This window comes from Bradyrhizobium ivorense, assembly GCF_900696085.1.
GTDB classification, from domain to species: domain Bacteria; phylum Pseudomonadota; class Alphaproteobacteria; order Rhizobiales; family Xanthobacteraceae; genus Bradyrhizobium; species Bradyrhizobium ivorense.
This window is the reverse complement of the sequence record NZ_CAADFC020000030.1, coordinates 31,747-47,058: the sequence shown is the minus strand read 5'-3', so window position 1 is coordinate 47,058 and position 15,312 is coordinate 31,747. Positions and strand designations below refer to the sequence as shown.

Annotated in this window: 15 protein-coding genes; 6 read left to right on the top strand and 9 right to left on the bottom strand. The window is 67.5% G+C overall.

Features of this window, described 5'->3' with window-relative positions; genetic code table 11:
* Window positions 1-166: 166 nt before the first annotated feature.
* Complete coding sequence (locus tag CI41S_RS36290; protein ID WP_139863824.1) at window positions 167-1,027, bottom strand: DUF2066 domain-containing protein; 861 nt, start codon at window positions 1,025-1,027, stop codon at window positions 167-169.
* A 167-nt stretch (window positions 1,028-1,194) separates the two neighbouring features.
* Between CI41S_RS36290 and CI41S_RS36285 the strand changes: the two genes are divergently transcribed.
* A complete protein-coding gene (locus CI41S_RS36285; RefSeq protein ID WP_139863985.1) occupies window positions 1,195-2,208 on the top strand; it encodes a zinc-dependent alcohol dehydrogenase family protein in 1,014 nt (337 codons plus the stop codon).
* A gap of 18 nt (window positions 2,209-2,226) precedes the next feature.
* Here the strand turns inward: CI41S_RS36285 and CI41S_RS36280 are convergent, their stop codons facing one another.
* Window positions 2,227-3,000, bottom strand: a complete 774-nt coding sequence (locus tag CI41S_RS36280) for an enoyl-CoA hydratase-related protein (RefSeq protein ID WP_139863822.1) — start codon at window positions 2,998-3,000, stop codon at window positions 2,227-2,229.
* 111 nt (window positions 3,001-3,111) lie between these two features.
* On the opposite strand from CI41S_RS36280, the gene CI41S_RS36275 reads away from it, so the two are divergent.
* Genes CI41S_RS36275 through CI41S_RS36265 form a run of 3 tightly spaced genes read left to right on the top strand, consistent with a single transcriptional unit; the run spans window position 3,112 to window position 5,995 of the window.
* Window positions 3,112-4,704, top strand: coding sequence for a gamma-glutamyltransferase family protein (locus CI41S_RS36275; protein WP_139863820.1), 1,593 nt, complete (start codon window positions 3,112-3,114; stop codon window positions 4,702-4,704).
* A 47-nt stretch (window positions 4,705-4,751) separates the two neighbouring features.
* On the top strand, window positions 4,752-5,606 hold the full coding sequence (locus tag CI41S_RS36270; protein WP_139863818.1) for an enoyl-CoA hydratase-related protein: 855 nt from the start codon (window positions 4,752-4,754) through the stop codon (window positions 5,604-5,606).
* Window positions 5,603-5,995 carry a PaaI family thioesterase gene (locus CI41S_RS36265; RefSeq protein WP_172628336.1) on the top strand — a complete coding sequence of 131 codons (393 nt, stop codon included), beginning with the start codon at window positions 5,603-5,605 and terminating at the stop codon, window positions 5,993-5,995. Before CI41S_RS36270 ends, CI41S_RS36265 begins: the two co-directional genes overlap by 4 nt.
* Window positions 5,996-6,005: 10 nt before the next feature.
* Here CI41S_RS36265 and CI41S_RS36260 read toward each other — a convergent pair whose 3' ends face one another.
* The 4 genes from CI41S_RS36260 to CI41S_RS36245 all read right to left on the bottom strand — a co-directional run bounded on the left by CI41S_RS36260 (window position 6,006) and on the right by CI41S_RS36245 (window position 9,606).
* Window positions 6,006-7,295: an NAD(P)/FAD-dependent oxidoreductase gene (locus tag CI41S_RS36260; RefSeq protein WP_139863816.1), complete on the bottom strand. Its 1,290-nt coding sequence runs from the start codon at window positions 7,293-7,295 to the stop codon at window positions 6,006-6,008.
* A 14-nt stretch (window positions 7,296-7,309) separates the two neighbouring features.
* Window positions 7,310-8,041 (bottom strand): amino acid ABC transporter ATP-binding protein, encoded by a 732-nt coding sequence (locus tag CI41S_RS36255; protein WP_139863814.1) that lies wholly within the window; start codon window positions 8,039-8,041, stop codon window positions 7,310-7,312.
* Entirely contained in the window at window positions 8,038-8,691 is a 654-nt protein-coding gene (locus CI41S_RS36250; protein WP_139863812.1) for an amino acid ABC transporter permease, read from the bottom strand. The genes CI41S_RS36255 and CI41S_RS36250 overlap by 4 nt, the downstream gene beginning before the upstream one ends.
* A 147-nt stretch (window positions 8,692-8,838) precedes the next feature.
* Entirely contained in the window at window positions 8,839-9,606 is a 768-nt protein-coding gene (locus CI41S_RS36245) for an ABC transporter substrate-binding protein (protein WP_139863810.1), read from the bottom strand.
* Window positions 9,607-9,767: 161 nt separating this feature from the next.
* Here CI41S_RS36245 and CI41S_RS36240 point away from each other — a divergent pair, with 161 nt between their 5' ends.
* Window positions 9,768-10,445: a cupin domain-containing protein gene (locus CI41S_RS36240; protein ID WP_139863808.1), complete on the top strand. Its 678-nt coding sequence runs from the start codon at window positions 9,768-9,770 to the stop codon at window positions 10,443-10,445.
* A gap of 140 nt (window positions 10,446-10,585) precedes the next feature.
* Here the strand turns inward: CI41S_RS36240 and CI41S_RS36235 are convergent, their stop codons facing one another.
* Genes CI41S_RS36235 through CI41S_RS36225 form a run of 3 tightly spaced genes read right to left on the bottom strand, consistent with a single transcriptional unit; the run spans window position 10,586 to window position 14,400 of the window.
* Window positions 10,586-12,856, bottom strand: a complete 2,271-nt coding sequence (locus CI41S_RS36235) for a xanthine dehydrogenase family protein molybdopterin-binding subunit (RefSeq protein WP_139863806.1) — start codon at window positions 12,854-12,856, stop codon at window positions 10,586-10,588.
* 3 nt (window positions 12,857-12,859) lie between these two features.
* Window positions 12,860-13,906 (bottom strand): FAD binding domain-containing protein, encoded by a 1,047-nt coding sequence (locus CI41S_RS36230; protein ID WP_139863804.1) that lies wholly within the window; start codon window positions 13,904-13,906, stop codon window positions 12,860-12,862.
* The gene (locus CI41S_RS36225; RefSeq protein WP_139863802.1) at window positions 13,903-14,400 is read right to left on the bottom strand and encodes a (2Fe-2S)-binding protein; all 498 of its coding nucleotides are present in this window, start codon (window positions 14,398-14,400) and stop codon (window positions 13,903-13,905) included. The genes CI41S_RS36230 and CI41S_RS36225 overlap by 4 nt, the downstream gene beginning before the upstream one ends.
* Before the next feature lie 151 nt (window positions 14,401-14,551).
* Between CI41S_RS36225 and CI41S_RS36220 the strand changes: the two genes are divergently transcribed.
* Complete coding sequence (locus CI41S_RS36220; RefSeq protein WP_139863800.1) at window positions 14,552-15,193, top strand: TetR/AcrR family transcriptional regulator; 642 nt, start codon at window positions 14,552-14,554, stop codon at window positions 15,191-15,193.
* Window positions 15,194-15,312 lie beyond the last annotated feature (119 nt).

Sequence of the window (15,312 nt, the reverse complement as noted above, 5' to 3'; positions counted from 1 at the left end):
CCTGATCACGGCATAAGTCAATCGGGTCGCGCTTTTCTGCAAGCCTAAATCTTGCAATCGCCGGGGACGCGGAGATGCAACATCCAGTTCAGCCACAGGTGGAAACAAAGTTTGGCCGGTACGGCATCCGCGGTTCCCGTCCTGATTGAAGCGTTGGCATGCGGGTTCATTTCGCTCGCGCCGGGTCGCCATTGCCTGACAACACCTGCGCGGCGCCGCCGACGGCGCGGCGGAAGGCCTCGTCGAAGCTAATGCCGCGAAACTGCCATTTGTAGTCCTTGCCGTGCCAGGCCATTTGCCAGCGCGTCGCCCAGCCGAGATCCTTATCGTCCCAAGCCAGCCGACCGACCAGCGCGACCTCACCGCCCCCGGGGGCGACGATCGGTATCAGTTTCGCCTGCGGTATCTTGAGGAGGTCGGCTGCGCCGACATTCGCGCGCGCCAGCGCGGCTGCCTCCGGCAGCACCACGCGCATGCCGCGCTTGTCGGCCGCCGCCGACAGCGCGTCGCGCTGCGGGTCGGATTGCGCGCCATCGGCGGTGACCACAAAATCCTTCGAGCCGTTCTGCATTTCGACGAAGACGCCGAGCACGGGCCGCTGCGATCGCCACGGCTTGAGGCCGAGCTCGCCCAGAATGCCGTCGATCTTCCTGTCGTCGAAATCCACCGTCAGGTCATAGGGCCGGTCGCGGGTGCCCTGCTCGTCGCGGTGCGGCTTGCCGGCGAACTGGTCGTGATAGCTGAAATTGCTGACCGCCTCCTTCGCCCTCGCCTTGTACGCCGCAAGCCGGCGATCGCCGGCGAGCGCGGGTTGACCGGAGACCTTGATCAGCACGTCCTCCAGGCAGGCGCCGAAACCGATGATGCGGTTCGGCTCGCCCTGGCCGGTTACGACGGTCTGCGCGCGGTACAGATCGTCGGCCGCAGCCATCGCGCCGCTGCACCAGATCAAGCTGACGGCGAGCAGAGCCATCCGGCGCATGAGAATACCGGTCAGGGCGGGTCGCGTCTCAAGCAAGCCAGCCATGTTTACCTCCCGCTCTGCGACCTCGCCGCCGGTTCCGGCATGGGCGCCATTCCGCGCGCCATGTCATCCATGATGGTCAGCCGCCGCCCGCCTGACATATGCTCAAGGCATGCCCAGCGACGCGGGAAGCGCCGCCCATGACAACAACCGTTCGCAGGAGGCGTCCCTTGAAGTGCTACGAGTTGCAGGGTCCTGAAGGCGTCGACGCGCTGGCGCTGGTCGACAAGCCGGTTCCGCAGGCCGGCCCCGGCGAAGTGCTGGTGCGGCTGAAGGCGGCGACGCTGAACTACCGCGATCTGCTGACGGTCAAGGGCGGCTACGGCTCGCGGCAAAAGTTCCCGCTGGTGCCGGTCTCCGACGGCGCCGGCGTGGTCGAAGCTGTCGGCGCCGGTGTCAGGAGTTTTGTTCCAGGCGACCGCGTGATCGGCAGCTTCTTCGAGAACTGGTTTGGCGGCGAGCCGAGCGAGGCTACGATGCGCGCCGCGCTCGGCGGCAGCGTCGACGGCGTCCTGACCGAGTACCGGGTATTTCCCGCCCACGCGCTGGTGCGCACGCCCGCCCATCTGTCCGACGTCGAGGCCGCGGCGCTGCCATGCGCCGGCCTCACCGCCTGGAGCGCGGTGGTCAAGCTCGGCAATGTGAAGCCCGGGCAGACCGTGCTGACCCAGGGCACTGGCGGCGTCTCGCTGTTCGCGCTGCAATTCGCAAAGATGTGCGGCGCGCGGGTGATCGCCACCTCGTCCAGCGACGCCAAGATCGCACGGCTGAAGCAGCTCGGCGCCGACGTGACGCTGAACTACAAGACCACGCCGGACTGGGGCAAGAAGGCGCGCGAACTGACCGGGCGCGGCGTCGATCTCGTGGTCGAGGTCGGCGGCGTCGGCACGCTGAACGAGTCGATCCGCGCCACCAGAATCGGCGGCACCATTGCCTTCATCGGCGTGCTGGCCGGCCCCGCCACCGCCGACACGCGGCTGCCGCTGATGGTGATGCAGCAGCAGCGGCTGCAGGGCGTCACCGTCGGCTCGATCGAGGATTTGCAGGCGCTGTGCGACGGCATCGCGATGCACGGCGTCAAGCCTGTCATCGACAAGGTGTTTGCCTTCGACCAGGTCAAGGACGCGTTCGCGCACATGGCGAGCGGCGCGCATTTCGGCAAGGTGGCGATCGCGATCGGCTGACGCACCTGACATCACGGTCTAGCGTCCGGTGAACTGCGCCTTGCGTTTCTCGACGAAGGCCTTGCGGCCTTCCTGCGCGTCCTCGCCCGTGCGGATCACCGACTGCACCTCGAGCTCGCGGCGGAACTGGGCCTCGTAGCTCGCGTGCTCGCTCTCCTCGAGCAATTGTCGCGTCGCCACCAGCGCCCGGGTCGGCCCGTCGGCAAGGCGCTGCGCCAATGCCTTCGCCGCCTCGAGCAGCTTTGCGTCGTCGACGACCTCGCGGACCAGCCCCCACTCCTTCGCCCGCTCCGCCGACAGTGGCTCGTTCAGCAGCATCAGTTCGAGCGCGCGCTGCCGACCGATCAGGCGCGGCAGCAGCCAGGTTGAACCGAGGTCGGGCACCAGCGCGATTCGGCTGAACACCTGGATGAAACTCGCCGAGCGCGCAGCAAGAATAATGTCGCCGGACATCGCGAGGCTGAAGCCGCCGCCGGCCGCGACGCCGTTGACCGCGACCACGACCGGCACGCGGCATTCGCGCATCGCCTGCATCGCCGGCCAGTAATGCTGCATGACCCCGGCATAAAGGTTGTCGCCGAGCGAATTGACCGCCTTCAAATTCTGCCCCGAGCAGAAGCCGCGGCCCTCCCCGGTTACGACCAGCGCGCGGATCCCGGCGTCGCCCGTCATCTCGCCGATCGCCATTGCGAGATCGCCGAGCAGGTCCGGCGTCATCGCGTTCAGGCTGGCGGGATCGTTCAGCGTCAGAATGCCGACCTTGCCGTCCCGCCCGCGCTTCACACCGGTCATTTTCCTCTCCCCGGAATAGGCTTGTTGTTGCACTGACTGTGCCATGCTTGGCATGCTACGCCAACGCCAACCGCAACAAGAACGGCGAATGCAACGCCAGGAAGCAGTGCCATGTCCGACCAGTTCTCCAACTCGCAAGTGATCCGCAAACCCGCCATCAGTTCCAAGGGCGGCATCGTCGCCGCGCAATCGCGCAAGGCCGCCGAGGTCGGCGCCGAGGTTTTGGCGGCAGGCGGCGATTGCGTCGACGCCGTGATCGCCACCACCTTTGCGCTTGGCGTGCTGGAACCCTGGATGAGCGGCGCCGGCGGCGGCGGCGCCATGGTGCTGTACCGCGCCCGCGAGAACCGCGTCGAGGTGATCGACTACGGGATGCGCGCGCCCGACAGCCTGCGTATCGAAGACTACCCGTTGAGCGCCAGCGGTGTAGCCTCCGACATCTTCCCCTGGGCGCGGGTCAAGGATGACCGCAACCTGCACGGACCCGGATCGATCGCGGTGCCCGGCGTCGTCGCCGGTATGGAGGAGGCGCATCGCCGCCATGCGAAATTGCCGTGGAAGGATTTGCTGGCGCCGAGCGTGAAGCTCGCCGGCGAAGGCCTGCTGGTCGATTGGTGGACCACCGCGATGATCGCGAGCTCGGCCGCCGATCTCCGGCGCTATCCGGCCAGCGCCGCGGCCTATCTGCAGGACGGCCTGCCGCCGAATGCGCAATGGGGCATCAAATCGGCGGTGCGGATGCCGCAGGGCAGGCTGAAGGCGACGATGGCGCAGCTCGCCGCCGCCGGCGCGCGCGACTTCTACGAGGGCGATCTGGCGCGCTCGATCGCCGACGACATCCAGGCCGCCGGCGGCGCGCTGTCGGTGCGCGACCTCGCCGCGTTCCGCGCCCATCTGCGCGAGCCGCTGAAAATCCCCTATCGCGGCGGCACGGTTTACGCGACGCCGGAACTGACCGCGGGCCCGACCATGGCGCGGACGCTCGGGCTGCTGCAGAAAGCGTTCGCACCCTCGCAGGGCGGTCCCGATACCGCGGCCTACACGGCCTATGTCGAGGCGCTGCAGGCGGCCTATCGCGAGCGACTGAAGGACATGGGCGACGTCGACGGCCGCCGTTCGCTCGGAGCCGAGGCGATCGCGCCGAGCTGCACCACGCATTTCTCCGCGGTCGACCGCGACGGCAACATGGCCGCGGTGACGCAGACGCTGCTGTCGACCTTCGGCTCGAAATTCGTGACGCCGAGCACCGGGCTCACCATGAACAACGGCATCATGTGGTTCGACCCGACGCCGGGCAACCCGAACTCGCTCGCCGGCGGCAAGCGCTGCCTGACCAACTATACGCCCGTCGTGGCCGAGGCCGCCGACGGACGGCGCGTCGCCGCCGGCGCATCCGGTGGCCGCCGCATTCTGCCCGCGGTGTCGCAGCTTTTGTCCTTCGTGATGGATTTCGGCATGGACCTCGACGCTGCGATCCATCAGCCGCGGATCGACGCCAGCGAGGGCGCGGTGGTGATCGGCGATGTCCGCCTGCCCGCCGCCGTGCGTGAGGCGCTGCGCGGCCGCTTCGACTATGAAGAGGCACGGATCCAGAATTTGCCGATGAAGTTCGCCTGCCCGAGCCTCGTGCTGCGCGACGGCACCACCAACAGCGGCGTCACCGAGCCGTTCCAACCGTGGAGCGATGCGGTGGCGGAGCGGTAATCCGATCACGGTTGGCACAAGAACAGCGTCGTCAAAAGGAGGCCGCCATGAGCTACGAACAGATCACGTGCGAGATCGACGGCTCCGTGATGATCCTGACGCTCAACCGCCCGGACAAGCTCAATGCCTATACCGGGACGATGGGCGCCGAGATCGCCGACGCCTTCCAGCGTGCCGACATGGATGACAATGTCCGCGCGGTCATCGTCACCGGCGCCGGCCGCGCGTTCTGCGCCGGCGCCGATGTCTCTGGCGGCGCGAAGAGCTTTGACACGTCGGGTAGCCATGGCGCCGGCGTGTTCGCAAGCGCCGGTCAGCGCAGCGGCCGCTTCGTCGAGGCGATCTTCAACTGCCGGAAGCCTTCGATCGCCGCGATCAACGGCGCCGCGGTCGGCGTCGGCATCACCATGACGCTGCCGATGGACGTGCGCATTGCCGCAAGGGGCGCCAAAATCGGCTTCATCTTCGCGCGCCGCGGTCTGGTGCCGGAGGCCGGCAGCGCCTGGTTCCTGCCCAAACTCGTCGGGCTGCCGCAGGCATTGCGCTGGTCGCTCTCCGGCCGCACTTTCGATGCCGACGAAGCGCTCAAGGGCGGCCTTGTCAGCGAGGTCGTCGAGCCCACCGCGCTGCTGGATCGCGCGCGGCAGATCGCCGAGGAGATGACGGCGGAGACCTCTGCGGTATCGGTCGCGCTGACCCGGCAGTTGCTGTGGCGCTTCGCCGGCGCACCCGATCCCTTCGAATTGCTCGCGATCGACAAGCCGATGTCGATCGAGCGCGGCGGCCACCCCGACGTGCGCGAAGGCGTGCAGTCCTTCATCGAGAAGCGGAAGCCGGCCTTTCCGGGCAAGGTCTCGGAGGACATGCCGAGCCAGTATCCGTGGTGGCGGTCGACGACATGAACAGTCAGAGCACAGATGTGCCGCCGGGCGCCCAGCTCCTCGGACGCGAATGGCTCGGCTTCGATGGCGATACCGCATCGATCCGCTTCCAGGCGCACCCCTCATTCACCAACCGGCATGGAACGATCCAGGGCGGCTTCCTGGCGGCGATGCTGGATTCGGCGACCGGCCTCGGCGCGCTGGCCGCGCTTCCCTCGACCCAGACCGTGGTGACGAAGAGTTTGAACACCCGCTTCCTCAAGGCCGCAAGCGTCGGCCCGATCATCGCAAAGGCAAGAGTGGTCTCCCGCACCGAGCGCGACATGATTGTCGAGGCCGACCTGATCGATGCCCAGGACGTGACGGTCGCCAAGGCGACGGCGGAGCTGAGAATCCTCGCGAAAAAATAGCTCGCGGGTTTCACACCCCGAGCCGGTCGCGCACCCGCCCGGTCAGCACCGCGGCGGTGACGCCGACGCGCCAGAAGGCGTGCAGCGGGATCGGCTTGATGCCGGTGACGGGCATGTCGATCTTGCACTTGCCGTCGATCAGGCGGCGGGCGAGCTGCGCACCCATCGCGGTCGAGAGCGCGACGCCGCGGCCGTTGCAGCCGAGCGAGATCAGGAGGTTCTCCGCGGGCTGATGCACGTGCGGATAGTGATCGGCGGTGATGGCGAGGCGGCTGTTCCAGCCGTGGGTCCAGGCGACGCCCGCAAGCTGCGGCCACAGCCGCTCGGCGTAGCTGATGAGATAGGCAACGTCGGCGGGCTTGCTGATCCAGCGCATCGGGCCGCGGCCGCCCATCAAGAGGCGGTTACGCTGGTCGATGCGGTAATAGACCGTGATGTGGCCGCTCTCGTACAGCACCGGCCGCCCCGGCATGATCGAACGTGCGACGGCGTCGGACAGCGGCGCGGTGCAGGCGATCGAGGAAAACACCGGCACGATGCTGCGGCGGAGCGCCGGCCAGAGATCATCGGTGAATCCATTGGTCGCGAGCAGCACCTTGTCGGCATGCACCACCGCGCGCGGCGTCTCGATCCGCCAGCGGCCGCCGTCGCGGGTCAGCCGCAGCGCCGGCGTCTCACTATAGACCGCGGCCCCGGCGCCGATCGCGGCACGCGCCAGCCCGCGCACATAGCTCAGCGGATGCAGATCGCCGCCGCGCGCGTCGAGCATGGCGCAGAGGTAGCGATCGCTGCCGGTCATCTCGCGGATCTCGGCGGCGTCGAGCAGTTTGACCGGCATGCCGCGGGCGATGCACTGTTGCGCGGTGGTCGCGATCGCCGCCGCGCTGGCTTCGTTGTAGGCGGCGCGCAGCGTGCCGTTCTGCCGCGCCTCGCAGGGGATCTGGTAGCGGCGGATCAAATCATGCGTGAAATTGGTGGTGCCGTAGGAGAAGTCGATCATGCGGCGGCCGAGATCGGCGCCGAAATCGGCTTCGATCTGATCCGGATCGTGCTTCAGCCCCGGATTGGTCTGCCCGCCATTGTTGCCGGAGGCGCCCCAGCCAGGCTCCTGCGCCTCCAGCACGGTCGCGGATACGCCCTGCTCGGCGAGATGCAGCGCGGTGGAAAGGCCGGTGAAGCCGCCGCCGATGATCGCGACCGGCACGCTCTTGTCCGCGGTCAGCGGCGGCGTTGGCGTCGGCGCGACAGCGGTGTCGGCGTAAAGACTTGGTGGCAGCGGCACGCGGACAGGAGAGGACATGGGAGGCGACCGGATCAGAGCGGATGCAGCACGCGCCGCAGAAAGTCTTGCGTGCGCGGGTGCTGCGGCTGGTTGAGGACGGATTTGGCGGCGCCCTGCTCGACGATGACGCCGCCGTCGATGAACAGCACGCGGTCGGCGACGTCGCGGGCAAAGCCCATCTCATGGGTGACGACCACCATGGTCATGCCGTCGTCGGCGAGCTTGCGCATCACCGACAGCACCTCGCCGACCAGTTCGGGATCGAGCGCCGAGGTCGGCTCATCAAACAGGATCGCCTTCGGCTGCATCGCCAGCGCGCGGGCGATGGCGACGCGCTGCTGCTGGCCGCCGGATAGTTTTGGCGGATGCACGTCGGCCTTGTCGGCGAGCCCGACCTGCGCCAGCAGCGCGCGGCCGCGCGCGATCGCCGCCTCGCGCGGCTCCTTCTTCACATAGAGTGGGCCTTCGATGACATTCTCGAGCGCGGTGCGATGCGGGAACAGATTGAAGCGCTGGAACACCATCGAGACCTGGGTGCGGATCGAAACGATCGAGCGGTCGTCGCGGTTGACCCGCGCGCCTTCGACGGTGATGTCGCCGGCATCGTAGCTTTCGAGGCCGTTGATGCAGCGCAGGATGGTCGACTTGCCCGAACCCGACGGCCCGATGATGCACACCACTTCGCTCTTGGCGACGGACGCGGTGATGCCTTTCAGCACCTCGACCTTGCCGAAGCTCTTGTGGACATCCCTCAGTTCAATCATTTCCGGTTCGCCTTGTTCTCAAAATGCCGAACCAGCAGGATGAGCGGAATGCTCATGGTGAGATACATCAGCGCGACCAGCGTGAACACGCTGGTGTTCTTGAAGGTCGAAGAGGCGATCAGCTTGCCCTGCAGCGCGAGCTCGGCGACCGTGATGGTCGAGGCCTGCGAGGAATCCTTCAGCATCATGATCATGATGTTGCCGTAGGGCGGCAGGATGATCCTGACCGCCTGCGGCAGCACTACGCGGCGCATGGTGAGCCACCAGCCCATGCCGATGGTCTGCGCCGCCTCGATCTGCCCCTTGTCGATCGCCTCGATGCCGGCGCGGAAATTTTCCGCCTGGTAGGCCGAATAGGCGATGCCGAGCCCGATGATCGCCGCCTGCAGCGCCGACAGCGCGATGCCGAAATCGGGCATCACGAAGTAGATGTAGAACAGCAGCACGATGATCGGAATGCCGCGGATCACATTGATCAGCGAGGCGCTGAGGCCGACGAAGAAGCCGATGCCGGAGACCCGCATCAAGGCCCACACCAGCCCGAGCACGGTCGACAGCAACAGCGAGCCGATGGTGACGACAATGGTCAGCCAGACGCCCTGCAACAGGATCGGCACGAACTCGACCGCGTCATGGAAGAATTTTTGCATCGGCTAGGTGTATCCAATCCTCTCGACCGTCATCCTGAGGTGCGAGCCCCTTCGGCGAGCCTCGAAGGATGAATCGGCCCGGCTGGTGGCCGTCGACCCTTCGAGGCTCGCAAGAGCTCGCACCTCAGGGTGACGGATCACCTCATCTCACGACGCGTTGGCTTTCTGGCCCCACTTCTCCAAGATCTTCGCGATCGTGCCATTGGCCTTCAGCTTCGCCAGCGAGGCGTTGATCTTGCCGAGCAGTTCGGTGTCGCTCTTGCGCACGCCGATCGCGACGGTGCCGACGGTGACGGGCTTGTAACTGTCGACCAGGCGGACGTCGGCGAAATTGCCCTGCTGCAGATTGTAGGCGAGGATCGGATAGTCGGCGAAGCCGGCCTTCAGCCGCCCCGCGTTGACGTCGCGCAGGATGTCCGGGATTGTGTCGTAGACCTTGACCTCGCTGAACAGCCCGGTCTTCTTCAGCGCATCGACGAACGCGGTGCCGACCTGGGCGCCGACCACGGTGCCCTTCAGATCCTCCTGCGAGGTGTAGGCCTTGCTGTCGGTCTTCGGCACCACAAGGCCCTCGCCATAGGTGTAGACAGCGTCGGAGAAGTCGATCACCTCCTTGCGCGCCGCGGTGGCGAACATCGCGGCGGCGATGATGTCGATCTTGTTCGCAGTCAGCGAGGGGATCAGCGCCGAGAACTGCATCGGCTCGATCTGCACGGTGAAGCCGGCGTCCTTGCCGATCTCGGTGGCGAGATCGACCATGATGCCCTGGATCGAGTTGGTCTTGGTGTCGAGGAAGGTGAAGGGGATGCCGGTCGGGGTCGAGCCGACCTTCAGCACCTGCTGCGCCTGCGACGGCGCGCTCAGGGCGAGGACGAATACGGCCAACGCGGCCTGAACGAGACGCTGAAGCGACATGCACGACCTCCCGAAGCTGGGCTCGGCGCCGCTTCGCCCTGCCTTCCAGACAGGTGTTGCGGGCGACGCCGTTCCGGCCTATTTTCACCAATATGAAATTGTGGTCACGAAACCGCGGCCAATGCAAGCGGTTTTCATGCACATGAAGGAAGCGGATTGACGTGAGCGGCGGCAAACGAATGCGCAAGGCGGCGGCAGCGCGGCCCGCGATGGCACCCCGCGCCGCCAAAAAACCGGCCGGGAAAACCGTCAAGAAGCCGGCCGAGCCGCCGATGGATCTCGCGGTCGGCCGCCGCATCCGCGACCTGCGCCGCGACAAGGCGATGTCGCTGGAGACGGTGGCCGCGCGCACCGAACTGTCGATCGGCTTCGTCAGCCAGATCGAGCGCGGCCTGTCGTCGCCGTCGTTGCGCGTGCTGGCGACGCTCGCCGACGTGCTCGGCGTCGGCATTGCGGCGCTGTTCGGGGCCGCGCCGAATGGTGACAGCACGGGCGGTGTCGTCACCCGCGAGATGCAGCGCGCCGAGCTGAAGCTGTGGCGCACCGGGATTTCGAAGCAATTGCTGAGCCCGGCCGGCAGCGAGAGCCGGCTCAACCTGTTCCTGGTGCATCTCGACCCCGGCGGCAACACCGGCGACGAGTTTTACACCCATGACGGCGAGGAAGCCGGTCTCGTGCTGTCAGGCGAGATGACGCTGACGGTGGATACGGAGACGTGGACGCTGAAGCAGGGCGACAGCTTTCGCTTCGCCAGCCGCCGGCCGCATCGCTTCTCCAACCCGGCGCGTGATGCCAAGGCCGTGGTGCTGTGGGTGAATTGCGTGACGGGGACAGGGTAGTTGCGTCGTGTAGTTTCGCCGGGACGACACTGAGGATCACTCACGCGCCGTCATTGCGAGGAGCGTAAGCGACGAAGCAATCCACCTATCTCCGCATGGAGGAATGGATTGCTTCGCTTCGCTCGCAATGACGCTGCTGGCTACCCTCCCAGCCCCATCACCACGTCCTCGATCCGGATCGGGAAGCGCCGCACGCGGATGCCGGTGGCGTGCCAGACGGCGTTGGCGACGGCGCCGGCGCTGCCAGTGATGCCGATCTCGCCGACGCCCTTGATGCCGAGCGCATTCACGTGGGGATCGTGCTCGTCGACGGTGATGACGTCCATCGGCGGCACGTCGGCATTCACGGGCACATGATACTCCGCGAGGTTGGCGTTCAGGATGCGGCCGGAGCGATGATCCATCACCGCCTCCTCGTGCAGCGCGAACGACAGGCCCCAGATCATGCCGCCATAGAGCTGGCTTTGCACCAGCAGCGGATTGATGATGCGGCCGGCGGCGAAGGCGCCGACCATCCGCGTGGCGCGGATCTGGCCGAGCTCCGGATCGACCTTCACCTCGGCGAACACGGCGCCGTGCGCGTGCATGGCATATTGCGACTGCGCCGCCGGATCGGCCGCGCCGCTGCCGGTGCCGTCGACCTCGGCGAGACCGGCCCGCGCCAGGATCTCGGCATAGCCCTCGCTGCGCGCCTCGTCGTCGCGGCGATAGAGCCGGCCGCCGCGCGCGATCACGCCGGCATTTCCGGCGCCGAACAGCGGCGAACGCTCGTCCGACGTCGCGAGCTCGGCGAGCTTGGCGATCACGGCCGCGCCGGCATTGTGGATCGCGGCGCCGACGGTTGCGGTATGGCCGGAGCCGCCGGCGATGCCGGCATCCGGCAGATCGGAAGAGCCGGAGCGGAACGTCAGCTGATCGAGATCGAGGCCGAGCGAGTCGGCCGAGATCTGCGCCAGCGCGGTCCAGGCGCCCTGCCCCATGTCGTGCGCGCCGGTCTCCATCACGCCCTTGCCGTCGGCGCGGATCACGGCGCGGGCATTGCCCTGGAACATGATCGCCGGGAAGGTCGCGGTGCCGACGCCCCAGCCGACCAGAAAACCGTTCTCGTCGCGCATCTGCTTGGGCCGAAGCGGACGCCGCGCCCAGCCGAAGCGCTCGGCGGCCTTGGCGTAGCACTGCCGCAGCGCCTTCGAGGAGAACGGCTTGCCGGTGGTCGGCTCGACCTCGGCGTAGTTCTTCAGCCGGAACTCCAGCGGATCGAGGCCGCAGGCGAACGCCGCCTCGTCGATCGCGCTCTCCAGCGCGATCGATCCGGTGGCCTCGCCCGGCGCGCGCATGAACAGCGGCGTGCCGGTGTCGACGCGCACCGCCTCATGCGCGGTGTGGATCGCAGGTGCGGCATACAGCGTGTGCGAGGCGTCGGCGGCGGGCTCGTAGAAATCATCGAAGCTCGAGGTCACGATGCGCGCGTGATGATCGATCGCCGTCAGCATGCCGGCATCGTCGGTGCCGATGCGCAGCCGCTGCCGGGTCGGCGGGCGATGGCCGACCGGGCCGTACATCTGGCTCCGCCGCAGCACCAGCTTGACCGGACGCGCGACCAGCTTGGCCGCCATGATGCCGAGCACCTGCGGCCCGGAGATCAGCCCCTTGGAGCCGAAGCCGCCGCCGAGGAACGGGCTGTTGACGTGGATGTTGCCGGGCGGAATGCCGAACAGCCCGGCGACGCGCATCTGCGCGAACGCCATGCCCTGGCTCGGCGTGTCGATGAACAGGCGGTCGCCGTCCCACACCGCGACGATGGCGTGCGGCTCCATCGCGTTGTGATACTGCGCCGGCGTCTCGTAGGTCGCATCGGTCAGCTTCGTTGCCGCGGCAAGGCCGGCCTCGACGTCGCCGACAACGACTTCGGCCGGATTGCCGATCCCGACCACCGGCGGCGCATAGGCCTCGCCGGCATCGAGGCCGACGCGCGCGATCTCGACCTGGTAGCGCGGCGACAGCAGTGCCGCGCCCTCGGTCGCGGCCTCCAGCGTCTCGGCGATCACGACCGCGATCGCCTGGTTGGCGTAGCGCACCTCGTCGCTCTGCAACAGCTCCATGCGGAAGGCGAACGGATTCCCTTTTGCGTCCGGGTCTTCCGCGAGCTCCGGCTTGTGCGACGGCGTCATCACGTCGACGACGCCGGGATGGCGCTTGGCGGCGGCGACGTCGAGCGATGTGACGCGGCCGCGCGCGATGCAGCTGGTGGCGATCACGGCATAGAGCATGCCGGGCGGATGATTGTCGGCGGCATAGCGCGCTTTTCCGGTCACCTTCAGAATGCCATCGGTGCGGGTCAGCGACTGGCCGACGTTCGAGCCATGGCGGAGATGGGCGGGGTCGCGGGTCAGACTGATCTCAAGCGTCATGCGTCACGCTCCTGCAACAGAGGAGAAGGGGGAGCCGGGGAGCGCGGGAATACGCGCCGGGGTGCCGGCTGCGGCAAGGGAGAGCGCGCGCACGACGATGCGCTGCGCGAGCTCGATCTTGAAGGTGTTGTCGCCGGACGGCTTTGCATCGGCGAGCGCCGCGCGCGCCGCCTCGCGATAGAGGGCAGCATCAGGCGAAGCGCCGGCGAGGATTTGCTCGGCCTCGCGTGCCCGCCACGGCTTTGCGGCGACGCCGCCAAGGGCGAGCCGCGCCTCGCCGATCTTGCCGTCCGTGATGCGCAGGGTGGCCGCGGCGGAGACCACGGCGAAGGCATAGGACGTGCGCTCGCGCACCTTGATGTAGCGCGCATGCGCGGCAAAGTCCTTTGCCTGCGCCGGCAGCCGCAGCGCGACGATCAAATCGCCGCGCTCCAGCTCGGTCTCGCGCGACGGCGCATCGCCGGGCAGACGATGCAGCGCCTCGAGCGGCAGCTCGCGGCGGCCGTCCTTGCCCTCGATCTCAACCACGGTGTCGAGCGCGACCAGCGGCACGCAGAAGTCGGACGGATGGGTCGCGATGCAGCCCTCGCTCCAGCCGAGCACGGCGTGCAGGCGGTTCTCGCCCTTCAGCGCATCGCAGCCGGCGCCCGGCCAGCGCTTGTTGCAGGCGCTGCCGACGTCATAGAAGTACGCGCAGCGCGTCCGCTGCAGCAGATTGCCGCCGACGGTCGCGGCGTTGCGAAGCTGCGCGGAGGCGCCCGACAACAATGCCTCGGCCACCGCCGGATAGGCATAGGCAAACTCGGCGTCATGGGCGAGATAGGCATTGCGCACCAGCGCGCCGATCCGCAAAGACCCGTCGGCAAGACGTTCGATGCGATCGAGCCCGGGCAGCCGCGTGACGTCGACCAGCCGGCTCGGCCGGCAGACGCCGCCCTTCATCAGGTCGAGCAGGTTGGTGCCGGACGCCAGATAGGCCGCACCCTTCTCGCTGGCCGCCGCGATCGCATCCGCGACATTGGCCGGCCGGACATAATCAAAATTCATCATGCGGAGCGCCTCTGCTTTGCGTGTGTCATGTTGGCTTGCGCCTCGAGCACGGCCTCGGTGATCCCGGCATAGGCGCCGCAGCGGCAGAGATTGCCGCTCATGCATTCGCGGACGCGCTCCGGATCGTCGCCGGCCTGGCCTTCCTGGATTAGGCCGATGGTGCTCATGATCTGGCCCGGTGTGCAGAAGCCGCACTGAAAGCCGTCATGGGCGATGAAGGCGGCCTGCACCGGATGCAACTGGTCGCCCTGCGCGACGCCCTCGATGGTGGTGATCACGGCGCCGTCATGGCTGACGGCGAGCGCAAGGCAGGAATTGATGCGCCAGCCGTCGACCAGAATGGTGCAGGCGCCGCACTGGCCGCGGTCGCAGCCCTTCTTGGCTCCGGTGAGGTCGAGCCGCTCGCGCAGCAGATCGAGCAGGGTGACGCGGGGGTCGTCGAGGACAATTTCCCGGCGGACACCGTTGATGGTGAGACTGATGGGGAGATTCATGCAGGGCTCCGATCCGTGTATGGTCGGTTGAATCGAGGCAACACGGCGCCGTGGCCCGCCGAACTGGGGTCGGCGCGCCTTGTCAGGCCGGATGCTGGTCGCCATATACGGAGGCATCCTCCGTTTACAAGGAGGGTGAAAAGAAAAAGCGATGGCCGGTCCTTCAACAGAAATTGTTCGCAAGCCGCGCGCCGACGCGGTGCGCAACCGCGAGCGCGTGCTGGAAGCCGCGAAAGCGGTGTTTTCGGCCGGCGGCAGCGAGGCGAGTCTGGAGGCGGTGGCGCGGCAGGCCGGCGTCGGCATCGGCACGCTCTATCGCCACTTCCCGACCCGCGAGGCGCTGTTCGAGGCGGTCTATCGCCGCGAGGTCGAGCAGCTCGGCGATCTTGCCGAGCAGCTGCAATGCGCGCCCGAGCCGGTCGAGGCGCTGCGGCGCTGGATGCGCGCCAATGTCGAGTTCGTCGCGACCAAGAAGGGTATGATCTCAGCGCTGGCGCTGGTCGCGCATGGCTCGACCGAACTCCACGCCTATTCGTTCGACCGCCTGACCAAGGCGATCGGCACCTTGCTCGCGCGCGCGGTCGCGGCCGGCGAGATCCGCGGCGACATCAGCGCCGAGGACGTGCTGCGCGCGCTGATCGGCATGTGCTACATGCACGACCAGCCCGGCTGGCAGGCCACGGCGCTGCGACTACTGGACGTGTTCGTCGATGGTTTGCGTCTGCGCCCGGCGGGCAAGCCGCCAGCGGCGAAGCCCGCAAGGAAGAAAGCCGCTCGAAAACCGGCGCGCTGACCGGAGATCGCTATGCTGCTTGGTGGATTGGCGCGAAGCGGCCTAGCGGTTGCCGAGGCCGCAATGCGGCGTCCGGCCGTAGCGGCCGTGCAGTCCGCGCCAGAAGCCGTCACATAGCG